The organism is Gordonia sp. NPDC003376 (assembly GCF_053589235.1).
The window spans coordinates 39,630-60,231 of record NZ_JBSFRM010000004.1 but is presented as its reverse complement, the minus strand read 5'-3'; the positions used below and the strand labels follow the sequence as shown (position 1 = coordinate 60,231).

Annotated in this window: 19 protein-coding genes; 2 read left to right on the top strand and 17 right to left on the bottom strand. The window is 68.3% G+C overall.

Annotated features, from left to right (window positions below):
• Positions 1 to 40: 40 nt before the first annotated feature.
• The 10 genes from ACWDUA_RS05995 to ACWDUA_RS05950 all read right to left on the bottom strand — a co-directional run bounded on the left by ACWDUA_RS05995 (position 41) and on the right by ACWDUA_RS05950 (position 10,321).
• Positions 41 to 1,204, bottom strand: coding sequence for a zinc-binding dehydrogenase (locus tag ACWDUA_RS05995; RefSeq protein ID WP_449750097.1), 1,164 nt, complete (start codon positions 1,202 to 1,204; stop codon positions 41 to 43).
• A gap of 119 nt (positions 1,205 to 1,323) precedes the next feature.
• Positions 1,324 to 2,463, bottom strand: a complete 1,140-nt coding sequence (locus ACWDUA_RS05990) for a lysophospholipid acyltransferase family protein (protein WP_449750096.1) — start codon at positions 2,461 to 2,463, stop codon at positions 1,324 to 1,326.
• 148 nt (positions 2,464 to 2,611) lie between these two features.
• Positions 2,612 to 3,664 (bottom strand): NAD-dependent epimerase/dehydratase family protein, encoded by a 1,053-nt coding sequence (locus ACWDUA_RS05985; protein WP_449750095.1) that lies wholly within the window; start codon positions 3,662 to 3,664, stop codon positions 2,612 to 2,614.
• A 204-nt stretch (positions 3,665 to 3,868) separates the two neighbouring features.
• On the bottom strand, positions 3,869 to 3,970 hold the full coding sequence (locus ACWDUA_RS05980) for a 30S ribosomal protein bS22 (RefSeq protein WP_003402602.1): 102 nt from the start codon (positions 3,968 to 3,970) through the stop codon (positions 3,869 to 3,871).
• Positions 3,971 to 4,229: 259 nt separating this feature from the next.
• Positions 4,230 to 4,463 (bottom strand): helix-turn-helix domain-containing protein, encoded by a 234-nt coding sequence (locus tag ACWDUA_RS05975; RefSeq protein ID WP_053776997.1) that lies wholly within the window; start codon positions 4,461 to 4,463, stop codon positions 4,230 to 4,232.
• A 220-nt stretch (positions 4,464 to 4,683) separates the two neighbouring features.
• On the bottom strand, positions 4,684 to 5,514 hold the full coding sequence (proC, locus tag ACWDUA_RS05970) for a pyrroline-5-carboxylate reductase (protein WP_449750094.1): 831 nt from the start codon (positions 5,512 to 5,514) through the stop codon (positions 4,684 to 4,686).
• Positions 5,515 to 5,581: 67 nt separating this feature from the next.
• Positions 5,582 to 6,460 (bottom strand): thioesterase family protein, encoded by an 879-nt coding sequence (locus ACWDUA_RS05965; protein ID WP_449750093.1) that lies wholly within the window; start codon positions 6,458 to 6,460, stop codon positions 5,582 to 5,584.
• 77 nt (positions 6,461 to 6,537) lie between these two features.
• Positions 6,538 to 7,398 carry a sugar phosphate isomerase/epimerase family protein gene (locus ACWDUA_RS05960; protein ID WP_449750330.1) on the bottom strand — a complete coding sequence of 287 codons (861 nt, stop codon included), beginning with the start codon at positions 7,396 to 7,398 and terminating at the stop codon, positions 6,538 to 6,540.
• A 35-nt stretch (positions 7,399 to 7,433) separates the two neighbouring features.
• Entirely contained in the window at positions 7,434 to 9,275 is a 1,842-nt protein-coding gene (locus ACWDUA_RS05955; RefSeq protein WP_449750092.1) for a DoxX family protein, read from the bottom strand.
• Positions 9,276 to 9,325: 50 nt separating this feature from the next.
• Positions 9,326 to 10,321: a Ppx/GppA phosphatase family protein gene (locus tag ACWDUA_RS05950; protein WP_449750091.1), complete on the bottom strand. Its 996-nt coding sequence runs from the start codon at positions 10,319 to 10,321 to the stop codon at positions 9,326 to 9,328.
• Between the two features lie 117 nt (positions 10,322 to 10,438).
• Here ACWDUA_RS05950 and ACWDUA_RS05945 point away from each other — a divergent pair, with 117 nt between their 5' ends.
• Positions 10,439 to 11,269, top strand: a complete 831-nt coding sequence (locus tag ACWDUA_RS05945) for a hypothetical protein (RefSeq protein WP_449750090.1) — start codon at positions 10,439 to 10,441, stop codon at positions 11,267 to 11,269.
• Positions 11,270 to 12,030: 761 nt separating this feature from the next.
• Here the strand turns inward: ACWDUA_RS05945 and ACWDUA_RS05940 are convergent.
• From ACWDUA_RS05940 to mshA, 7 genes are all read right to left on the bottom strand, one after another.
• Complete coding sequence (locus ACWDUA_RS05940) at positions 12,031 to 12,717, bottom strand: response regulator (protein WP_449750089.1); 687 nt, start codon at positions 12,715 to 12,717, stop codon at positions 12,031 to 12,033.
• A 19-nt stretch (positions 12,718 to 12,736) separates the two neighbouring features.
• Positions 12,737 to 14,107, bottom strand: a complete 1,371-nt coding sequence (locus ACWDUA_RS05935) for a sensor histidine kinase (protein ID WP_449750088.1) — start codon at positions 14,105 to 14,107, stop codon at positions 12,737 to 12,739.
• Between the two features lie 166 nt (positions 14,108 to 14,273).
• A complete protein-coding gene (locus ACWDUA_RS05930; RefSeq protein ID WP_449750087.1) occupies positions 14,274 to 14,600 on the bottom strand; it encodes a GNAT family N-acetyltransferase in 327 nt (108 codons plus the stop codon).
• Positions 14,601 to 14,666: 66 nt separating this feature from the next.
• A complete protein-coding gene (locus tag ACWDUA_RS05925; RefSeq protein WP_449750086.1) occupies positions 14,667 to 15,413 on the bottom strand; it encodes a phosphoglyceromutase in 747 nt (248 codons plus the stop codon).
• Between the two features lie 123 nt (positions 15,414 to 15,536).
• Positions 15,537 to 17,138: an AMP-binding protein gene (locus ACWDUA_RS05920; protein ID WP_449750085.1), complete on the bottom strand. Its 1,602-nt coding sequence runs from the start codon at positions 17,136 to 17,138 to the stop codon at positions 15,537 to 15,539.
• A gap of 71 nt (positions 17,139 to 17,209) precedes the next feature.
• Positions 17,210 to 17,803, bottom strand: coding sequence for a YbjN domain-containing protein (locus ACWDUA_RS05915; protein WP_449750084.1), 594 nt, complete (start codon positions 17,801 to 17,803; stop codon positions 17,210 to 17,212).
• 57 nt (positions 17,804 to 17,860) lie between these two features.
• Entirely contained in the window at positions 17,861 to 19,204 is a 1,344-nt protein-coding gene (gene mshA, locus ACWDUA_RS05910; protein ID WP_449750083.1) for a D-inositol-3-phosphate glycosyltransferase, read from the bottom strand.
• 57 nt (positions 19,205 to 19,261) lie between these two features.
• Between mshA and ACWDUA_RS05905 the strand changes: the two genes are divergently transcribed.
• On the top strand, positions 19,262 to 20,515 hold the full coding sequence (locus tag ACWDUA_RS05905) for a cytochrome P450 (RefSeq protein ID WP_449750082.1): 1,254 nt from the start codon (positions 19,262 to 19,264) through the stop codon (positions 20,513 to 20,515).
• Positions 20,516 to 20,602: the final 87 nt, after the last annotated feature.

Below are 20,602 nucleotides of genomic sequence, written 5' to 3'. Positions count from 1 at the left end.
GAGGCCGTTCCGGGGGCACTGAGGCCGCCGAACCCACGGCCTACAGGGTCGTCACCGTCGACGTCGGGTCGATCAGCACCTTCGCGTGGTGTTCGGCCGAACCGAGCGCCTCGAAGGCGTTCGCCACGCCGTCGAGGCCGACGGTGGCGGTGACCAGCGGCGTCACGTCCACCTTGCCGTCGGCGATCAGGTGCAGGGTGTCGTGGAACTCCGCCGGGTCGTAGCCGAAGACGAACCGCAGGTCGAGTTCCTTGTTGATGCCCACCACCGGCCGGATGTGGTCGGCCTCCATGCAGACGCCCACCACCACGATCCGCGAACGCAGCGGCGCACCGGACATCACGTGATCGAGCATGCCTGGTACGCCGACGCACTCGAACACCACCGGTCCCGTCGGGGTGGCCCCGAGGCGGTCGGCGAGGTGGAACATCGACGCCCACGGCACCAGCGGGATGCGGCGCAGGGTGCGCATGCCGTCGAAGGCCGCCCCGAAGAGTTGATCGACGTTCGCGACGTACTTCCCCTTCGCCACGGCGACGTCCCACGGGGAGTCGATGGCGGGATCGACCACGATGTCGGCGCCGACGCGACGGGCGAGATCACGACGCCCGGCGGACGGGTCGGAGGCGACGACGGTCCGCACACCGGTCGCCTTCAAGACCGAGATGACGGCCAGACCGATTGGGCCACAACCGATCACCACGGCAACGTCGCGTCGTCCGACGTCACCGCGACGCACCGCGTGGTAGGCCACCGCCATCGGCTCGGTGAGCGCGGCGGCGTCGAGGGACACCCCGTCGGGCACCTCGATCGTCATGTCCTCGCTGGTCACCACGAAATCGGCGTAGGCGCCGGGGGCGAGTCGGGAGAGTCCGGTCAGCTGCGGGCCGTGCTCCCCCCGGACCATCGGCAGCGCCACCACCCTGGTTCCCGGCGCCCACTTCTTGCGGCATCCGGGCCCGTAGGAGACCACCTCGCCGACGAACTCGTGTCCCATGACCACAGACTGCGCAGAACGCATGAAATCGTTGTAGCCGACCTCCTGTGCCGCGTCGGCGGTGTCATCGCAGCAGCGGCGCGCATGCAGGTCCGACCCGCAGATCCCGGCGCGCCGCACGCGCAGCACCATCTCACCCTTGCCGGGTTGTGGTGCGTCGAGCTCCTCGACGGTCAGCTCTCCCTGATGACAGACCACTGCCCGCATCCGATTCCTCCCTGCATCGTGACACCGTATGGTGACGAGACTAGCGCTCGGCACCGACGCCCACACCGAAAAGCGAATGGGGTCAACCGAAACGATCGACGCGATCCGAACAGCGCAGGTCAGCCGAAATACACGCTTCCGCGCCGGCTGAGCATCCGGAACAGGGTCTGCTGGATTTCCTCGCGGACGTGATCGGTCAGATCGAAGACCACCATCGGGTCGTCGGCGGAGGACTCGTCATATCCCCCCGTCTCGATCGGACGACCAAAATGGATGTGCCACTTGGACGGCAGCGGGACCAAACCGAGCGGGCCGAGCCACGGAAATGTCGGGGTGATCGGAATATAGGGCATTCCGAGAATGCGCGCCAACGGTTTGAGATCGCTGATCATCGGATAGATTTCCTCGGATCCGACGATGGACACCGGAATGATCGGAACCGCATTCCGCAGCGCCGTGGTCACGAATCCGCCCCGGCCGAACCGCTGCAACTTGTAGCGGTCCTTGTACAGTTTGCCGATCCCCTTGTAGCCCTCCGGCCACACCGCGGTGAGCTCGCCCTGACGGAGTAGGCGGTCGGCGTCCTGGGCGCACGCGAGCGTGGCGCCGATCCGGCGCGCCACCTCACCCACACCGGGAGAGTCAAATGCCATGTCGGCGGCAAGAATTCGCAGATACCGGCCGGTCGGATGGTTGTCGCGCACGGCCAGCGAGGTCATGATCGCGTCCACCGGGATGGAGCCGGCGTGGTTGGCGACGAGCAACGCACCGCCCTCGCGGGGCAGGTTCTCCACCCCGGACACCTCGACCCGGAACCACTTCTCGTAGATCTGCCGGATCGCCGGAAACCAGACCGCATCGGTGAAATGCGGATCGAATCCGAAGTCGTCCACCTCGTAGTCACCGGTCATCCGCTCACGAATGAAACCGGCTGTGGCAGTGAGGGTATCGGCCACGGCCCCGCGAACTCCACCGAAACTGAACAACGGTGAGGAACGGACCGGCCGATGTTCTGCTCCCAGTGTCTCGTCGACGACGACCTCATCACTGATCGGTGTCACCGATGCCGGTGTGATCCCGAATCCGTCGGTGTTGGGATGCCCGGCCGGCTCGACCTTTCGCGCCGTCCGGGAGACCCCGTGCTGGCTGGGATGTCGCTCTCTCCCGGCGTCGACGCCGGTCGTAGGGCGACGGACGTCAGGGCTTGCATAGAGTTGAATGACCTTGGCGGTGCGTGTCTCAGGGATGGGTCCACCCACTACCTCGTCACCCCCACAGTGATCTTGGTTACCGAATCGGGTCTCAGGTGATGTACGCAATCACTCCGCACCGGTCTGGCTCTCAATAGTACGGCGCCGACAGGCCCTCTGCACAGGGGACTCCACAAACGTCCGAGATGACCGAGTCTCATCTCAGCTGTAATGCCGCGGAGACGATCCGCTTCTCGAGACCCCGCCACGCCCCGGGCTCGATCAGCGGGGTGACCCCGCTGCGCGCGACGAAGTCGTCGAGGGTCTCCAGCGTCGTGTACCGCGGCGCGAACCCGAACTCGGTCCGCATGCGGGTGGTGTCGAGAACCCGACCGTAGGTGAGGAAGTCGGTCTGCGAACTCCGCAGCTTGGCCGATCGCAGGTCCTGCAGCACGCCGGTGATCGGCGCGAGCAGCTGACTGGGCACCGGGAGCTCGAGATGACCGATCCGCCGGATCGCCTGGGTGAGCGTGACGACGCCGTCGGCGGCGACGTTGAACGTGCCGACCTTGCCGGCGAGCGTGGCATGTTCCATCGCGGCGAGGGCGTCCTCCTCGTGCAGGAACTGCAGGCGCGGCTGGAAGCCGATCACGGTGGGCACCACGGGCAGGGAGAGATACGACCCCATCCGGGTGTTGATCCGCGGCCCGAGCATGGCCTGCGGACGCACGATGGTGACGTCGATGTCCTGTCGCCGACGACCCAGTCCGCGGACATACCCCTCGGCGTCGAGCAGGTCACGGCCGTACCCGCGGGTGGGCTCGCGCTTGGCGGGGATCTCCTCGGAGAAATGCGAGGGATCGCCGGAACTGGCGCCGTAGACCATCGCCGTCGACCGCAGGACGAGCCGCTTGACCGAGGGACTGCGCTGCGCGGCGGCACACACCTGCATCGCGCCGAGCAGGTTGAACTCCTTGATCGCCGTCGAGTGTGGCGCGGTGTCCATGATCGAGGTGGCGGCGTGCACGACGGTGTCGACGTTGCAGTTGGCGATGGCCTTGGCGATCGCGGGGCGTCGGATGTCGATGCGCAGGAACTCCGCACGACCCATCCGGCGCATGAGGTCCTTGCGCGGCACACGGGAGTCGACCGCGATCACCCGTGCGATATCCGGATTGTTCGCGAGCCGCGCCACCAGATAGCCGCCGAGGAACGTCGACGCCCCGGTGACGAGGACTGTCCGGGGCCGGTGTTCGGACGCGTCTGCCATGGGCACCAGGCTAGGGCATCCGGATCGACGGCGAGCAGCACCCGGACGGTACGGCCACCGGCCGGATCGAGCGCCCGGCGTACATGGTCCACCGGACCCGGTGAACGCGAAAGGGCGCCCACCCGAGGTGGAGGCGCCCTGAACACGGACTCGTGGGTGAGCCGGACCCGGACGGGGCCGGGTCGGCTCAGAACCCGAGTCGGCTCACTTACCGAGTTTGCGACGCTGCACCCGGGTGCGACGCAGCAGCTTGCGGTGCTTCTTCTTCGACATGCGCTTGCGGCGCTTCTTGATCACTGAGCCCATCGGGGTGCTTCCTCACTTCAATGCAATGTTCTGTGACCGGCAGGTCGTGACCACGCGTGCAAGCCGCGTTCACCGGTACGCAACCGTCAACACTACCGGCCGCCTCTGCCGAACAGAAATCACCCCCCGCGAAGTGCCGCGAATCGCCCGCGAGACGACGACGGCACGGCGGGATCGCCTCCGACACAACCGCGTGTCGGACGAGATCCGGCCGTGCCGGACGAGGGCTTCGCACCCCGACGCGAACCGTCCCGGAGGACTAGCCTGCGTCGAAGTACGAGGTCTCGAGGTAGTCGTGCACCGCCTTGGCGTGAACGCGGAACGAGCGGCCCACGCGGACGGCGGGCAGTTCGCCGCTGTGCACGAGACGGTAGACCGTCATCTTGGACACACGCATCAGCGAGGCGACCTCGGCGACGGTGAGGAACTGCGAGCCGGACGCCGTGCTGCTCACCGCGGCCGGCCTATCTCCTGGGGTCTCTGCAGGTGCCATGAAATTCTCATACCTCCGGAGCACGTGTCGCGGCCGCCGGCTTCCCCTCCGGCGGACATCAGACACGCACGTGCTTGGAGAAGCTTAGCGTGGCTGGTGTGAAAAAAGCGACGGGAGTGGCCAAGATTTGGGCGATTTGACGAGTCTGACCACAAGATACTGTGGTCACCTCGATCTTGACCACTAATTGTGGGATTCGGCCGAGGCCGCGTCGTGGACCCTAACCCTCAACGTCCACTCGACGTCCAGCCCGTGCGGAGACGTCTGCGGCAGCCTGGGTACCGGCGTAGAAGGCGCCCCGGAACCCGTGGGACTCGAGCTCACGGACGGCCGCTGCGGTGGTCCCACCCGGCGAGGTGACCGCAGCCCGCAGATCCACCGGGGACAGGCCGGAATCGCTGAGCAGGATGCCCGCACCCCGAATGGTCTGCACGGCCATCTCGGTGGCCTGGGCGCGCGTCAGGCCCAGTGTGACGCCCGAGTCGATCAGCGCCTCGGCCATCAGGAACACATACGCCGGCCCCGAGCCGGACACCGCGGTGACCGCGTCCATCTGCTTCTCCGGCACCACCGCGACGCGACCGACCGATTCCAGCAGGCGGGTGACCGCACGGAGCTGCCCCTCGTCGACGTGGCGTCCCGCCGACACCGCCGACATGGCCTCGTTGACCAGCATCGGTGTGTTGGGCATGACCCGGATGACCGGCGATCCGGCCTGCAACAGCTTCTCGCAGCGGGCGAGGGTGACTCCTGCGGCCAGGGAGACGGTGACGCGCTCGGTGTCGGCGGTGTCGTCGGCAGCGGCCAGCTTGCGCAGCACCGGCTCGACATCGTCGGGCTTGACTGCGAGGAACACGAACTGCGCGGACTCGGCCGCCACGGTCACGTCGTCGGTGACCAGCACCCCGTACTCGTCGGCGATCTCGGTGGCCCGCGCCGGGACCCGCTCGACGACGACGAGGTCCTTGGTGGGTTTGCCCGATCCGATGAGTCCGGCGAGGAGCGCCTCGCCGATCTTGCCGCCCCCGACGATGGCGATGCGTTCGGTCACGAGTGAACAGCCTTTCTGCTTGATGGTCTGTTGTGCAAGGGCCCGGCCGGTCCGCCGGCGATGCCGGTCACTTCGAATTGTGTTCGGCCGGGATGAGGGCGAGCTGCCGCGACTGCGCGACGACCGTCCCCGTCGAGTCCACCACGAGGTGGTCCTCCTCGAACATCCCGGGCCCGACCTCAGTGCTCGTCGCCACGAATCGCAGCCATCCGGGCGCCGGATCACGTCGGATGTAGGTGGTCAGCTGCACCGTCGGCGCCCAGCCGAACAGGGCGAGGTTCATCACCACCGGCGGCGAGATGTCGCAGACCAGCACGGCGAAGTCGGCGTCGGGTTCGACCTCCTTGGGTCGGGTCCAGCCGCGCACCACCGGCTCACCACGCTCCCCCCGGACCACGGGGAAGGAGTCGGCGTCGAGGACGAAGTCCAGCGCGGCCCCGAGGTGGACGACCTTGCCGACCGGCGAGTGGTGCACGTCGATGCCGCCGTCGGGTGGGGTGACCGGGGTGGCGTCGAGCAGCGTCGGAGCCGAATGATGCGGGGTGCCGTGGTCGTGACGGGCAAGGGTCACCGACGAGGACACCATGGTGCGACCGTTCTGCGCGAGGTCGACGCGCATCAGCGTCACCTGTCGCCCGCGCTTGCGCAACGACACGGTCAGGGTGACCTCGGCGGGGTCCGGCGCCGACAGGAAGTCGCTGGCAATGGCCACCGGCACGATGTCGGACGGGGCCGACGCCGCCTCTCCGGATGTCCTGTCGAAGTCGTCCGCGGCGCGACGGGCGGCACGTGCGACGATCATCTGCATCGACCCGCCGTGCACCTTGGGGCCGATGGTGAACGCCGGATCGATGACGGTGGTGTAGGTGAGCTCCGGGAACTCACCGTCGGTCCGGACCTCGCCGACCCGGGTGAGGTCCAGCAATGCGGTCAGCTTGTCGCTCATGTCACCTTCCGACGGCATCGCGTACCGACGGTCGTGCCGTTCCGCCATGCCCTGTGTCCGGGCGGCCGGACGCCGCACTAGCCGGCGCGACTCGCCTCACGTTTGAGATGCTGTCGCGCAAAATCTAGCGAACGCGCCAGCATCGCGCGCCGCTCGGGCCTGGTTCGCGCCGCCGACGTGGTGACCTCGAGGATCACCGCCCCGGCGAATTCGCTCTGCGCGATCCGCCGGCACACCTCGGCGCACGGTTGCGTTCCGTCCCCGGGGATGAGGTGTTCGTCGTGGGCGGCGCCGGACCCGTCGGCCAGGTGCAGATGCGAGAGGTTGGTCCCCATGCGGTCGTAGAGGCCGAGGGCGTCGGTGCCGGCGGTCGCCGAATGCGACAGATCGAGGGTGTAGTGGCCGTAACCGTCGTCGGTGGGGTCGATGGACTTGCCGAACGCCGACATCGACGCGCCGGGGCCGCCACCGCGTCGGGCCATTCGCTGCGCCGACCGCTCCCCCGCCCCGAACAGCCGGTCCGCGCGCATCGGGAACATGTTCTCCACCGCCACGGCCACCCCGCTGGACTCCGACAGCTCACCGACGGTGTCGTCGAAGGCCTCGACGTACTCGCGCTGCCACCGGAACGGGGGATGGACGACGACGGCCGAGGCGCCGAGGATCTCGGCGGCCTCGGCGGAGCGCGCGAGCTTGCGGAGCGGATCACGGCCCCACACGCGTTGCGAGATCAGCAGGCACGGCGCGTGCACCGACAACACCGGCACCTGATATCGCTCCGACAGATACTCGATGTGGCGGATGTCCTGGCTGACCGGGTCGCCCCAGACCATCAGTTCCACACCGTCGTAGCCGAGTTCGGCGGCATACCCGAAGGCGGCCTCGGTGTTCTGCGGATAGACCGAGGCCGTGGACAGGCCGATCGGGATGTCGGCCATCGGACGGGCGGCGGAGAAGATGCCGGAGGGTGGGGTCACGTCGCCAGCAGGACGAGCGGACCGATGGTGACGATCAGTCCGACCGCGAGCGCCAACAACGTGGTGACCAGGTCGCTGGACTTGCGTACCAGATGCGAGAACGTGACGATGCCGAAGATCACCAGCACGGCCAGCACCAGCGCGAAGTAGACATTCCAGCGCCACAGTTCGGTGAAGCCCCAGAACAGGCCGACGCCGACGGCGAGGCCGGCCACGACCTCGCCGATCAGGGCGAGCCAGGCCAGCGCGGGTGACCGTTCAGGCTTCCCGGCCTTGTCCGCCTTGTCCGCCTTGTCCGCCTTGGCCTTCTCCGCCTTGGCGGCCTGCTTCGCCGCCTTCGCCTCGGCCCGCAGCTCGGCCTTCGATGTCACCGGGGCGGTATCGGTGCGATGTTCGGTGTCGGCGGACCCGTCGTCCTCGAGATCGGCGAGGGACATCATCGCTGTGTCCTCACCCGCGTCGCCGGCAGTCACGGCTGCGGTCGTGTCCGCCGATCCGGCCTCCGCTGCAGCGGTGTCGGATGCTGCGGTGTCGGATGCTGGCGTGTCCGACACTGCGGTGTCCGACACTGCGGTGTCCGACACTGCGGTGTCCGATGCTGCCGTGACCAGTGCTGCGGTGTCGGTGAGGTCGGCACCCCGATAGGTCTCGACGTTCTCGGCGAAATCCGGGTCGTCCGACTCGACGGTGGCACCGACGGGTGCCGTCCCGAGCCCGTCGGGCGTCGGCGCGTTCGCCTCGTCGTCGGTATCCGCCGGCTCGTGGGGGGTGTCGGTGACCGGCGGGATGGCGGTGGTGACCTCGCCGGCGTTCACCTCCTCGGCAGCGGGGGTTCGGGCAGCGGGGGTTCGGGCAGCGGGGGTTCGGGCTTCTGGGGCGACCGACGTCGCGCCGTGCGGTTCCGACGACGGCGCAGTGGTGTCGTCGGGGACCACATCGGCCTCGGCGGCCGGGTGGGTGGCCGGCTCGGGTGTGGTCACCGGCACGGCGATCGGTGCCGCTGCCGGCGTCGCGGTCTCCTTGGCGGCCGCCGCACGCGACGGCGCGGCGTCAGCCTTCTTGCGCCGCGAGAACCAGCCGCGCTTCTTCTTGGGCTCCTCGTCCGGGACCTCGACGTCGGCGAAGTTACGGTAGGCGTCGAAGTCGTCCATCACCTCGCCGAAACGACTTCCCTCGGCGGCGTCGGCGGCCACCGGCTCGGTGTCGGCGACCACCGGGATGATCCCGGTGACCTCGTTCGACGAGTCGTCGGCCCCCTGATCGGTGGCGGAGCCGGTGCTCAGGCGATCGGCGACGTCACCGGAGTGGAAGTCACGCGTGGGCGGCGGCGCGAACCCGGGCATCCCGCTGGCGGTGTATCCCGAGGTCGGCGGTGCGAACGGGGACGGGTCGGGCTGCGGACGGGTGTCGGCGATGCGACGCGCGACCGGATCACCCGACCGCGGGAAGGCGGTCGGTGTGCCCACCGTGGGCGCACTCGGGGTGGTGGGCGCACTCGGGGTGGTGGGCGCACTCGGGGTGGTGGGCGCACTCGGGGTGGTGGGCACACTCGGGGCGGTGGGCACACTCGGGGCGGTGGGCACAGAGGTGGCGACGGTCGAATCGCCAACCTGATCGTCGGTGTCCGACGGTGCGCTCGTGATGGTCGGGATCTCGCCGGTCAGCTCCGACACCGAGACCGCGCCCGACCGGCCGGCACGCCGACGTCCGCGGCCCTCACGACCACCCGATGTGGTGCTCGACGCCGCGTCACCGGACTGGGACCGCGCCAACAACTCGGACACCGAGATCGGCCGCGAGTCGGGCCCCGAATCTTGCTTCCCGGGATCATTCGCCATGGCTGTGCGCTCTCCGTCCTTCAGGTCGTGCCGGGGTGCCGCAGGCCACGTCAGCGTGCGTCTCTGCCCCCGGCGCTTCCGCTGCCCCCGCTGCCCGCGACCACCGGATCCGTCAGGTCGGCCGGCTCGGCGTCGAGTCGACGAAGGATCACGCCTTCACGCAACGCCCACGGACAGATCTCCAGTGTATCGACACCGAGTGCCCGCATCGCCGCCTCGGCGACCAGCGCACCGGCGACGAGCTGTCCGGAGCGATCGGCGCTGACCCCTTCGAGCTCGGCGCGATCGGACCGGGTCATCCGAGAGATGAAGGCGATCAGCTGGCGCAGACCACTCGCGGTGAGGGTGCGCTTGACGCGCGGTCCGGCCCCGGACGGCGCCGCACCGGTCAGGCGGGCCAGGCTGCGGAACGTCTTCGACGTCGCGACCGCGATATCCGGTTTGCCCGGCTCCAGCAGCTCTTTGGCGACAGGACGCAGCTCGGCGTCCAGCCAGTCGCGCAGCACCCCGATCCGACGGCGGTCCGGCGGATCGTCGGGCAGCCAGTCCCGGGTCACGCGGCCGGCGCCGAGCGGCACCGACAACGCCACGTCGGGCTCCTCGTCGACTCCGTTGGACATTTCCAGCGAACCGCCGCCGATGTCGAGCGCCAGGATGCGGCCGGCGGACCAGCCGTACCAGCGCCGCACTGCCAGGGACGTGAGGCGGGCCTCGTCGCGACCCGACAACACCTCCACCTCCACCCCGGTCTTGGCGGCGACCCGCGCCAGCACCGCGTCCGAGTTGGTGGCATCACGCACCGCGGAGGTGGCGAACGCCATCATCTGCGAACACCCGGAGGTGGTGGCGATGTGGGTGAATTCACCGATCGAGTCGACGAGGCGTTCGGCCGCCCCGTCGTCGAGGCGACCCTTGCCGTCGATGTGCTCGGCCAGACGCAACACCGACTTGGTTGAACTCATCGGCGACGGATGACCGCCCCGATGTGCATCGACGACAAGCAGGTGGACCGTATTGCTGCCCACGTCGAGGACTCCTAAGCGCACGTGTACACGGTAGTGCGTCGCCGGGTGCACACCTGCGCATGGGTCCCGCCGACCGCAGCTTCGCCCCGTTCTGGGGCTACCGTTGTCGATGTGCCCTCATCTCGGACCATCGCGCGCATGAAGCCCGCGCCGGAAGTCGATCTCGACTTTCCGCGCGAATGGTATGAGTTCGGTGATCCGGACGATCCCGACCACGTCGTCAAGGCCGACCTGACCTGGCTGCTCTCGCACTGGACCTGCGTGTTCGGGACGCCCGCATGCCAGGGGATCGTGGAGGGACGTGACGACGACGGATGCTGCTCCCACGGCGCGTATCTGTCGGACAAGGACGACCGCAAACGCCTCGCCAAGGGCGTGTCCATGCTCACCGAGAAGGACTGGCAGTTCTACAAGAAGGGTTCGGGCAAGGACCCGCTCGGCCCGCGCGGGTATCTCGTCGAGGACGAGCTGGAGGACGAGCCCGCCCTCAAGACGCGACGCCACAAGGGTGCCTGCATCTTCCTCAACCGGCCCGACTTCGAGCGTGGCCCGGGATGTGCTCTGCACGCCATGGCATTACGCAAAGGCCTGGAACCACTGACGGTGAAGCCCGACGTGTGCTGGCAGCTCCCGGTACGCCGCGAACAGGACTGGGTGGAACGCCCCGACGGCACCGAGGTGCTGCGCACCACCATCACCGAGTACGACCGACGCGGCTGGGGTGAGGGCGGCCACGACCTGAAGTGGTACTGCTCGGGATCGCCGGATGCGCATGTCGGCGCCACCGCGGTGTGGCAGTCCTACGCACCGGAGCTGATCGAGCTGATCGGCCAGGCCGCCTACGACGTCCTCGCCGACGCGTGCCGTCGCCGAACCCAGCTGGGACTCATCGCCGTTCACCCCGCAACCGCGGCGGCCACCACCCGCCGCGAGACAGACATCAAATACGAGCAACTCGACGACGAGTAGGCCCGATCACCAACAACGATGGTTGAGCCGACGAGGAGCGCAGCGACAAGTCGAGTCGAAACCCCCGCCGGCCGAACCCACCAACGCAACCACCCCGAGGTGGCCACCCCCAACACACACTCCAGAGATTTCGACACGGGTCCTCGCTCCGCTCGGTCCCGGCTCAATCACCAACAGTCCATCGATGGTCGAGCCGACGAGGAGCGCAGCGACAAGTCGAGTCGAAACCCCCGCCGGCCGACAACGACACGCCACCACCTCCAGACCCCAGTCACCTCCCAACACACACTCCAGAGATTTCGACACGGGTCCTCGCTCCGCTCGGTCCCGGCTCAATCACCGTCCGAGACTGCCGGAATCAGCACTCGAGACTCCCGACCCGATCACCAACAGTCCATCGATGGTTGAGCCGACGAGGAGCGCAGCGACAAGTCGAGTCGAAACCCCCGCCGGCCGAACCCACCAACGCAACCACCCCCGAGGTGGCCACCCCCCAACACACACTCCAGAGATTTCGACACGGGTCCTCGCTCCGCTCGGTCCCGGCTCAATCACCGTTCGAGACTCCCCGCCCAATCACCGTCCGAGGCTCCCGGAATCAGCATTCGAGACTCCCCGCCCAATCACCGTTCGAGACTGCCGGAATCACCGTTCGAGACTCCCAGCCCAATCACCGTCCGAGGCTGCCGGAATCAGCATTCGAGACTCCCCGCCTGATCGGCAACCGGCCGTCGACGGTCGAACCGACGACGAGCGCAGGCTCAGGGCTCGAACTTGTAGCCCAGGCCGCGGACGGTGACCAGATGCTTCGGTGACGCCGGATCGGGTTCGACCTTGGAACGCAGACGCTTCACGTGCACGTCGAGGGTCTTGGTGTCGCCCACGTAGTCCGCGCCCCACACCCGGTCGATCAGCTGACCGCGGGTGAGCACCCGGCCGGAATTGCGCAGCAGGTATTCGAGGAGGTCGAACTCCTTGAGCGGCAGGGTGATCGGATCTCCGTTGACGGCCACGGTGTGCCGTTCGACGTCCATCCGCACCGGACCGGCCTCGAGCACCGACATCGCGAGATCCTCGTCCATCGCGTCGCCGCCGCGCCGCAGCACCGCCCGAATCCGCGCGATGAGCTCCCGAGCCGAGTACGGCTTGGTGACATAGTCGTCGGCGCCCAGTTCGAGGCCCACGACCTTGTCGATCTCGCTGTCGCGGGCAGTCACCATGATCACCGGCACACTGGAACGCGCACGCAACGCCTTGCAGATCTCGGTACCCGACATCCCGGGCAGCATGAGATCGAGCAGGACGATGTCGGGGCTGATGCGCTCGAACGTCGAAAGGGCCTGCGCGCCGTCGTTGACGACACTCGCCTCGAAACCCTCCTTGCGGAGGAGGAACGCCAGCGGATCCGCCAACGACTCCTCATCCTCGACGATCAGTACGTGCGTCACCTGTGAGACTCCTTAGCTTTCATGCGATCTGCGCCTGCGCAGCGTCATCGGCCCCCACGTCCTGGGGGATCGACAGGGTGAAGGTGGACCCGGTTCCGGGCTGGCTCCACAGATTGATGTTCCCGTGATGGGTGGCCGCCACGTGTTTGACGATGGCCAGGCCCAGGCCGGTGCCGCCGGTGTGCCGGGACCGCGCCTTGTCGACGCGGAAGAAGCGCTCGAACACCCGCTGCTGGTCGCTCGGCTGGATGCCGATCCCCCGGTCGGTGACCGCGATCGCGACCATCGGCACACCGTCGGCGACGGTGACCCGTCGGCTCAGCGACACGGTGGTGTTGGCCGGCGAGTACGCGATGGCGTTCACCAGCAGGTTGCTCAATGCCGTGAGCAGGAGCATCCGGTCGCCGAAGATGGAGATCCCGATCTTGTCGTCGCAGCGCAACGTGATCCCGGCGGCCTCGGCACCGACCGCTGCCCCCTCGACGGCGTCCTCGACCAGCTGGTCGACGTCGACGGCGGTGAACTCCGGGGTCTCGCCGCCCTCGAGCCGGGACAACGCGATCAGCTCGGAGACCATGCGGCCCATCCGGCCCGCCTCGGCGACCACACGGTGGCCGAAGTGGCGGACCGAGTCGGCGTCGTCGGCGGATTCGAGGAGCGCCTCGGCGAGCAGGCTGATCGCACCGACCGGGGTCTTGAGCTCGTGGGAGACATTGGCGACGAAGTCGCGGCGGGTGGCCTCGACGCGGATGTTCTCGGTGTCGTCGGTGCCGTAGATGACGACATACTCCTCGTCGTCCTGGGCGACCAGGCGGGCCAGGCATCGCACCGACTCGGCGCCACGCCGCGACGACCGGCCGGTGGCCAGAAAGCCGAGGGCGGAGATCGGCGGGACGAAGTCGAAGCGCTCGTCCTCGTCGGTCTCGAGGACGGAGACGACCGCATCCCAGACCGGGTCGGCGAGCAGCCGGTCGTTGACGATGCCCAGTTCGATGGCCCGATGGTTGTACAGCACCACGTCGCGGTAGCTGTCGACGACGGCGACCCCCACCTCGGTGTGCCGCACGATCAGACTGAGCAGACCGGCCTTGGTCATCCGGCCGTCGGCGGTGACCGACGCCACATCGGTCACCCGCAGAGCCGCGCCCTCGGAGACCTCACGGGGACGGTCGGCGGGGACGGGCGCATCGGTTCCGAATACTCCGGTGTCCGCCGCCGGGGCGGAGACCTCCGTCAGCACACCGGGAGTCGGGCTCTCGCGAGGAGCATGTCGGGTGAGCCGACGACGCGCCGCCAACCGGGCGGTGCGGTCACTGCGACCCAGCACGATTCCGAACAGAAGCGCCAGGACGATCGCCGCGACGGCCGCAACAATGAATCCAGCGCTCACACACGCAGCTTACGACCCCGGAAACGGCGAACACACTTTCGTCGCGTTTATTCGGCAGTTGTTCACGCGGCGTTGGGCGGCCCGACGAACGCCGACGACCCCCGTCACCGGGCCGCAAGCAACCGTCAGGTGACCACCCATCGGCGATCGGCGGTGTCGGAACCCCTCACTGGGGTACCGCGACCGCCATGTCGGCGTACTCGGGATTCCGCTCGATGAACCGTTGGACATAGGAGCAGACCGGCACGACCTGCTTCCCGCTGCCCCGGATGTCGTCGAGTACCGCCCGGACTAGTTGCCCCGCATAGCCGCGCCCGGAGTAGTACTCCGGGATCACGGTGTGCGTCAGCACGACCTGGTAGGTCTCGGAGACGTAGTCGACGTAGCCGACCGTCTCGTCACCTCCCATGCCGTCAGGGTCGGTGCTCAGAATCGCCTCGTAGCGTTCCCGTGCAGGCGAATGCACGATCCGCAGTGTCCCCACATCTGCCATGGACCCAATGTAGCGCGCGTCACACAACCGACGCCATGACAATTGTGTTACGGCTCACATATCGGGCTACTTCTGCCCCTGTGCGGCGACGGCGGCGGCACCCGCGGCGGCGGCCTCGGGGTCGAGGTAGGTCCCGCCCGGGTTCAGCGGCTCGAGGTTCTCGTCGAGGTCGTAGCGCAGCGGGTTGCCGGTCGGGATGTTCAGCTCGGCGATGTCGGCGTCGGAGATCTTGTCGAGGTGCTTGACCAGGGCGCGCAGCGAATTGCCGTGTGCGGCGATCAGGACGGTCTTGCCGGCCTTCAGGTCGGCGGCGATGACCTCTTCGAAGTAGGGCACCAGCCGCACGACGACGTCCTGCAGGCACTCGGTCAGCGGGACCTCGGCCAGATCGGCGTACCGCGGGTCGTCGGACTGGCTGTACTCGCTGTCGGGCTCGATCTTCGGCGGCGGGGTGTCGTAGCTACGACGCCACAGCATGAACTGCTCCTGGCCGTACTTCTCCAGGGTGTCGGCCTTGTTCAGGCCCTGCAGGGCACCGTAATGGCGCTCGTTGAGGCGCCAGTCGCGGGTCACCGGGATCCAGTGGCGGTCGGCCGTGTCGAGGGCGATCTGTGCGGTCGAGATCGCACGACGCAGCAGCGAGGTGTAGAGAATGTCGGGCAGCACGTCGTGCTCGACGAGCAGTTGCCCGGCGCGCACCGCCTCGGCCTTGCCCTTGTCGGTGAGGGCCACGTCGACCCAGCCGGTGAACTGGTTGGACGCGTTCCATTCGCTCTCGCCATGACGCATCAGGATGAGGGTGCCGTTGCTCATGCGTGCCAGTTTCTCACAGAGCCCCCACACGCTCGCGTTATGTCCCGACCGGTCGGGGCGGCCGGGCAGACACCGATGGCCGGCACCCGCGGGCGGGGTACCGGCCATCGGCGGGCGCGGGGACTACTTGCGGAGATCCTTGCGCAGGATCTTGCCCGAGGCCGACTTCGGGATGGCCTCGATGAACTCCACCACGCGAACCTTCTTGTACGGGGCGACCTTTGCCGCGACGAACTCCATCACCTCGGCCTCGTCGAGCTCGGTGCCCGGCTGCTTGACGACGAAGGCCTTCGGGATCTCCTCACCGTCTGCGTCGGTGGTGCCGACCACCGCGGTGTCGGCGATCTTCGGGTGGGTCAGCAGCAGTGCCTCGAGTTCGGCAGGCGGCACCTGGTAGCCCTTGTACTTGATCAGCTCCTTGAGCCGGTCGACGATGTAGACGCAGCCGGTCGGGTCGACCTGCGCCATGTCACCGGTGTGCAGGAAGCCGTCGACATCGATGGTCTCGGCGGTGGCCGAGTCGTTGTTGAGGTAACCGGCCATCACGTTGGGGCCGGAGATCCACAGCTCGCCGGGCTCCGACAAGCCCTCCGACGGCAGCCCGATCTCCTCGCCGGTACCGGGATCGACGATCTTGTTCACGGAGTTGGGTACAGCCCAGCCGGTCGACGACAGCGGCGGCTTCGGCAGGCCGAGCACGCCCATGTCCACCGGGATCAGGTGACTCACCGGCGACAGCTCACTCATGCCGTAGCCCTGCAGCATGTTGACATCGAGGCGCGCGCCGACGGCCTTGCCGAGTTCGTCGTCGAGCGGGGCGGCACCGGACATGATGGTCTCCAGCGACGAGAGGTCGTAGTTCTCCACCACCGGATGCTTGGCGAGTGCCACGGCCACCGGCGGCGCGATGAAAGCGTAGGTGACGCGGTGGTTCTGGATGTTCTCCAGGAACTCGACCAGATCGAAGCGCGGCATCACCACCAGGCTCGCGCGGGCCTTGAGCGCGGCATTGAGCAGCACGGTCATGCCGTAGATGTGGAAGAACGGCAGGACGGCGATGATCACGTCGTCGGCACCCATGCCCTGCAGCGGCCGGATCTGGGCCACATTCGACACCAGGTTGGCGTGGGTGAGCATGACACCCTTGGGATTTCCGGTGGTCCCGGAGCTGTACGGCAGCACCGCGAGGTGGGTGGCGGGGTCGAAGGAGACCTCCGGCGCCGGCAGGTTGGGGCCGAGCAGATCGACGGCGTTGGGGTGTCCCGACGCCTCGAGGCCCTCACCGTCGAGGACGACGACGCTCTCGGCGGGGATCCCGACCTCGGCGGCCGCCTCGATGGCCTGCGGGGCCAGCGCCGAGATGGTGACCAGCAGCGTGGCCTGCGAGTCACGCAGCTGCTTGGCGATCTCGCGTGCGGTGAACAGCGCGTTGAGCGTGGTCGCGGTGGCACCGGACCGCAGGATGCCGTGGAAGACGGTCGCGAATGCCGGGATGTTCGGCGAGAGCAGCCCCACCACGTCGCCGACACCGATTCCCCGGGCAGCCAAAGCACCTGCGGCAGCGTTGATCTGACCGATCAGCTGACGGTAGGTGGTCTTGCTGTCGGACTTCGGGTCGATCAGTGCGACGCGGTCGAGATCCTGCTCGGCGACATCGCCGAACAAGTACTCGTAGACGCTCGCAGTGGGGATCTCGACATCGGCAAACGGACTCGTGAAGCTCATGGCATCTCCATCGGCGGTGCGGAATGTGGGGCAATCCTAACAACACCGACTGTCGAGATGTGACGACGGACTCAGCCGGGTCGGTCCTGTTCACCCGCCCTGGTCAGGGCGGACTCCGCGGCGGCCGATCCACCGGCGAGGGGCGCGATCTCCGGGAGCGCCTCCTCGTCGATCAGGTGCTCGAAGGCCAGGAGGTTGCGCAGCGACTCCCCGCGCGCGACGCGCCAGGCCCACTCGCGTCGGATCGCGGTGATGAAGCCGATCTCGAGGAGCTTGTTGAAGTCGGTGTCGGCGGCCTCGAGGACCTGGCCGAGGACCCGGTCGACCTCGTCATGGGACAGCGCATCCCCGGAGATCCGGCCGACGAGGTAGATGTCGCCGATGTTGTCGATCGTGTACGCCACTCCGTAGAGTCGGCGATTGCGCTTGAGCAGGAAGCGGTAGACGGCCTCGTGATTCTCGTCGGGACGGCGACAGACGAATGCCTCGACCCGTACGCCGTGCTCGCCCGCGGTCAGCAGCACCGTCGTCTTGAGTTTGGTCTCGCCGGGTAGCTCGATGACGATGTGCTCGGCCTTCGCTCCCCCGGAACTCTTTCTGGTGTACGGGATCTCACGCTCGGTGAGCACCTTCTCGAGAACGTCGACGTTGTCGGTGTACCCCATCAGCATCCTTTCCACGACCGGCGTCAGGGTGCGATGACCACCCTGGATACCGTTGGCTCACAGTCCGGTTCGTGCCCTGCGTCGTCGCCAGCGGCGGGTGGCTCGCAGCAGTTGCGGACCCACCGCCACACGCAGCGAGGCGGCGTCGGCGAAGGAGTCCATCGCCCGCGCATAGCTGGCCAGCAGGGCGTCGGTGGTGTGCTCCCAGGAGAACTGGGCGGCATGGTCACGTGCACCGCGTCCGAGGACGGCCAGCCGATCGGGGTCGGAGAGCATCTTGTCCAGGGCGGCGGTCCAGTCGGCGATCTGGTGGCCGTCGACCAGCATGCCCGACCGGCCGTCGGCGACCGCCACGCCGAGCCCGCCGACCCGGGCGGCCAGCACCGGCACCCCGCAGGCCTGCGCCTCCACCGCAACCAGGCCGAAACTCTCCGAATAACTGGGCACGGCAACGAGATCCGACGCGCGATAGACCTGGGCCAGTCGGGTCGACGGCTGCGGCGGCAGGAACGTCACGTCGTCGGAGATGCCGAGCTCGGCGGCGAGGTCGATGAGGGCGGTGGGCTTCTCCAGGCCACTACCCGACGGTCCACCGACGATCAGCAACCGCACCGGCGGTCGGCCCGCCTCCCGGAATCGTTCGATCAGCGGTGCAGCGGCCCGGAGGAGGACGTCGGGTGCCTTGAGCGGCTGGATCCGACCGACGAAGGTGACCAGGGCGGCATGCGGGTCGAGGCCGAGTTCGGCACGCGCCGCAGCACGCGAACCCGGTGTGTAGCAATCGAGATCGGCACCGGGGGTCACCACGTCGATCCGCGACGGGTCGGCCCCGTACATCCCGATCAGTTCACCGGCCTCGGTGTCGGTGTTGGCGACGAGTCGATCGGCCTCGGCGATCACCTGTTGCTCCCCGATCACCCGCAGGCGCGGTTCGGCCGAATCCCCCTCGGCCAGTGAGGCGTTCTTGACCGCGGCGAGGGTGTGGGCGGTGTGTACGAGCGGCACACCCCATCGTTCGCGGGCGAGCCAGCCCACCTGTCCCGACAGCCAGTAGTGCGAGTGGATCAGGTCGTAGTAGCCGGGGCGCTGCATCGCCTCGGCGCGCATCACACCGGCGGTGAAGGCACACAGCTGGGCCGGCAGGTCGCGCTTGTCGAGACCTTCGAACGGCCCGGCGACGACATGGCGGACGGTGATGCCGTCGGCGGCGCCGACCGCGGGGGCGTCACCCGAGGAGGTGGCCCGGGTGAAGATCTCCACCTTGACCCCACGACGGGCCAGTCGCTGGGCGGTCTGCCAGACATACACGTTGAGCCCACCGGCGTCGCCGGTACCCGGCTGCGCCAGCGGGGAGGTGTGCACCGAGACCAGTGCGATCCGCCGCGGCCGGGGAGAACTCATCCCTCCAGCTTAGAGAACCCGGGTCCACGCGGTCATGTCAGGCGGCATGATCGGCGCATGGACACCGATCGGCAGATACCCCGGTTCGGCCTGCGCTCCCGATCCGGATGGGCGGACCCGTTCGGGATGTACGCGCGGTTGCGGCGGGACTCCCCGGTGCACCACGTCTCACCCGGCCCGACGCCGGCCGACGACTACTGGGTGCTGACCCGCTACGCCGACGTCGCCGACGCCGCCTGTCACCCGGCGACCTTCTCGTCGGCGGCCGGCCTGACGGTGACCCGTGGCGAGCTCGAGGCGATCGGCATGGCCGACAACCCGCCCCTGGTGATGCAGGACCCGCCGGTGCACACCGCGTTCCGGGCGCTGGTGGCACGCGGGTTCACCCCGCGGCAGGTCACCACGCTGGAACCGCAGGTACACGAGTTCGTCGCCGACCGGCTCGACCGTCTCGCCGATGCCGCCCGCTCCACCGACGGCCCGCTGGACGTGGTCGGCGAGCTGCTCAAACCACTGCCCAGCATGATCGTCGCGCATTACCTCGGGGTGCCGGAGACCGATCGCGCCCACTTCGACGAGTGGACGTCGGCGATCGTCGGCGCGGTGGGCCCGACGGCCGCAGCCGACGGGGAGCCGGTGCGCGCGTCGGCCGGCGCCGCGACCGGTGAGCTGCTGGCGTACTTCGCCGAGCTGATCGACCGCCGGCGCAACGAGCCGGGCGACGACACGGTGTCGGCGCTGGTGGCGGCCGGGCGTGCCGACGACGACGCGGGCCTGGTCTCGATCCTGGCGTTCGTGTTCACCATGATCGCCGGCGGCAACGACACCACGACGGGATTGCTCGGCGGAAGCCTGGAGCTGCTGGCCGCCCACCCCGACCAGCGGGCACGGCTGGTCGCCGACCCGGACCTGATCCCCGATGCCCTCGAGGAACTGCTCCGGCTGACCTCGCCGGTGCAGGGACTGGCACGGACGACGACGCGCCCGGTCGCCTATCCCGACGTGGCGGTGGAGATCCCGGCCGGGGTCAAGGTACTGCTCTGCTACGCCGCGGCCAACCGCGATCCCGAGGTCTTCGGTGCGGACGCCGACACCCTGGACATCACCCGCCGGCCGCGCCGGATTCTCGCCTTCGGCCGCGGTGATCATCACTGCCTGGGGGCCGCGGCCGCACGGATGGCGGGGCGTATCGCACTCACCGAATTGCTCGCACGCTTCCCCGAGTTCGATGTCGATATCGACGGAATCACCTGGGCTGCAGGCAATTACGTACGCCGTCCGACTTACGTCCCGTTCCGCCCGGTCCCGTGACCAGCCGCGGCGCCACCCGTCCGGGCGGGGCCTGAGGATCCGTGTTCGCATCGTCGGTACCGATCCCCTACACTTCATTCGGTAACG

Coding starts and splice junctions, on each gene's coding strand:
- ACWDUA_RS05995 (WP_449750097.1), bottom strand. CDS start 1,204: ATGCGGGCAGTGGTCTGTCATCAGGGAGAGCTGACCGTCGAGGAGCTC.
- ACWDUA_RS05985 (WP_449750095.1), bottom strand. CDS start 3,664: ATGGCAGACGCGTCCGAACACCGGCCCCGGACAGTCCTCGTCACCGGG.
- ACWDUA_RS05980 (WP_003402602.1), bottom strand. CDS start 3,970: ATGGGCTCAGTGATCAAGAAGCGCCGCAAGCGCATGTCGAAGAAGAAG.
- ACWDUA_RS05975 (WP_053776997.1), bottom strand. CDS start 4,463: ATGGCACCTGCAGAGACCCCAGGAGATAGGCCGGCCGCGGTGAGCAGC.
- ACWDUA_RS05965 (WP_449750093.1), bottom strand. CDS start 6,460: ATGAGCGACAAGCTGACCGCATTGCTGGACCTCACCCGGGTCGGCGAG.
- ACWDUA_RS05960 (WP_449750330.1), bottom strand. CDS start 7,398: ATGGCCGACATCCCGATCGGCCTGTCCACGGCCTCGGTCTATCCGCAG.
- ACWDUA_RS05955 (WP_449750092.1), bottom strand. CDS start 9,275: ATGGCGAATGATCCCGGGAAGCAAGATTCGGGGCCCGACTCGCGGCCG.
- ACWDUA_RS05945 (WP_449750090.1), top strand. CDS start 10,439: ATGAAGCCCGCGCCGGAAGTCGATCTCGACTTTCCGCGCGAATGGTAT.
- ACWDUA_RS05930 (WP_449750087.1), bottom strand. CDS start 14,600: ATGGCAGATGTGGGGACACTGCGGATCGTGCATTCGCCTGCACGGGAA.
- ACWDUA_RS05925 (WP_449750086.1), bottom strand. CDS start 15,413: ATGAGCAACGGCACCCTCATCCTGATGCGTCATGGCGAGAGCGAATGG.
- ACWDUA_RS05920 (WP_449750085.1), bottom strand. CDS start 17,138: ATGAGCTTCACGAGTCCGTTTGCCGATGTCGAGATCCCCACTGCGAGC.
- ACWDUA_RS05915 (WP_449750084.1), bottom strand. CDS start 17,803: ATGGGGTACACCGACAACGTCGACGTTCTCGAGAAGGTGCTCACCGAG.
- mshA (WP_449750083.1), bottom strand. CDS start 19,204: ATGAGTTCTCCCCGGCCGCGGCGGATCGCACTGGTCTCGGTGCACACC.
- ACWDUA_RS05905 (WP_449750082.1), top strand. CDS start 19,262: ATGGACACCGATCGGCAGATACCCCGGTTCGGCCTGCGCTCCCGATCC.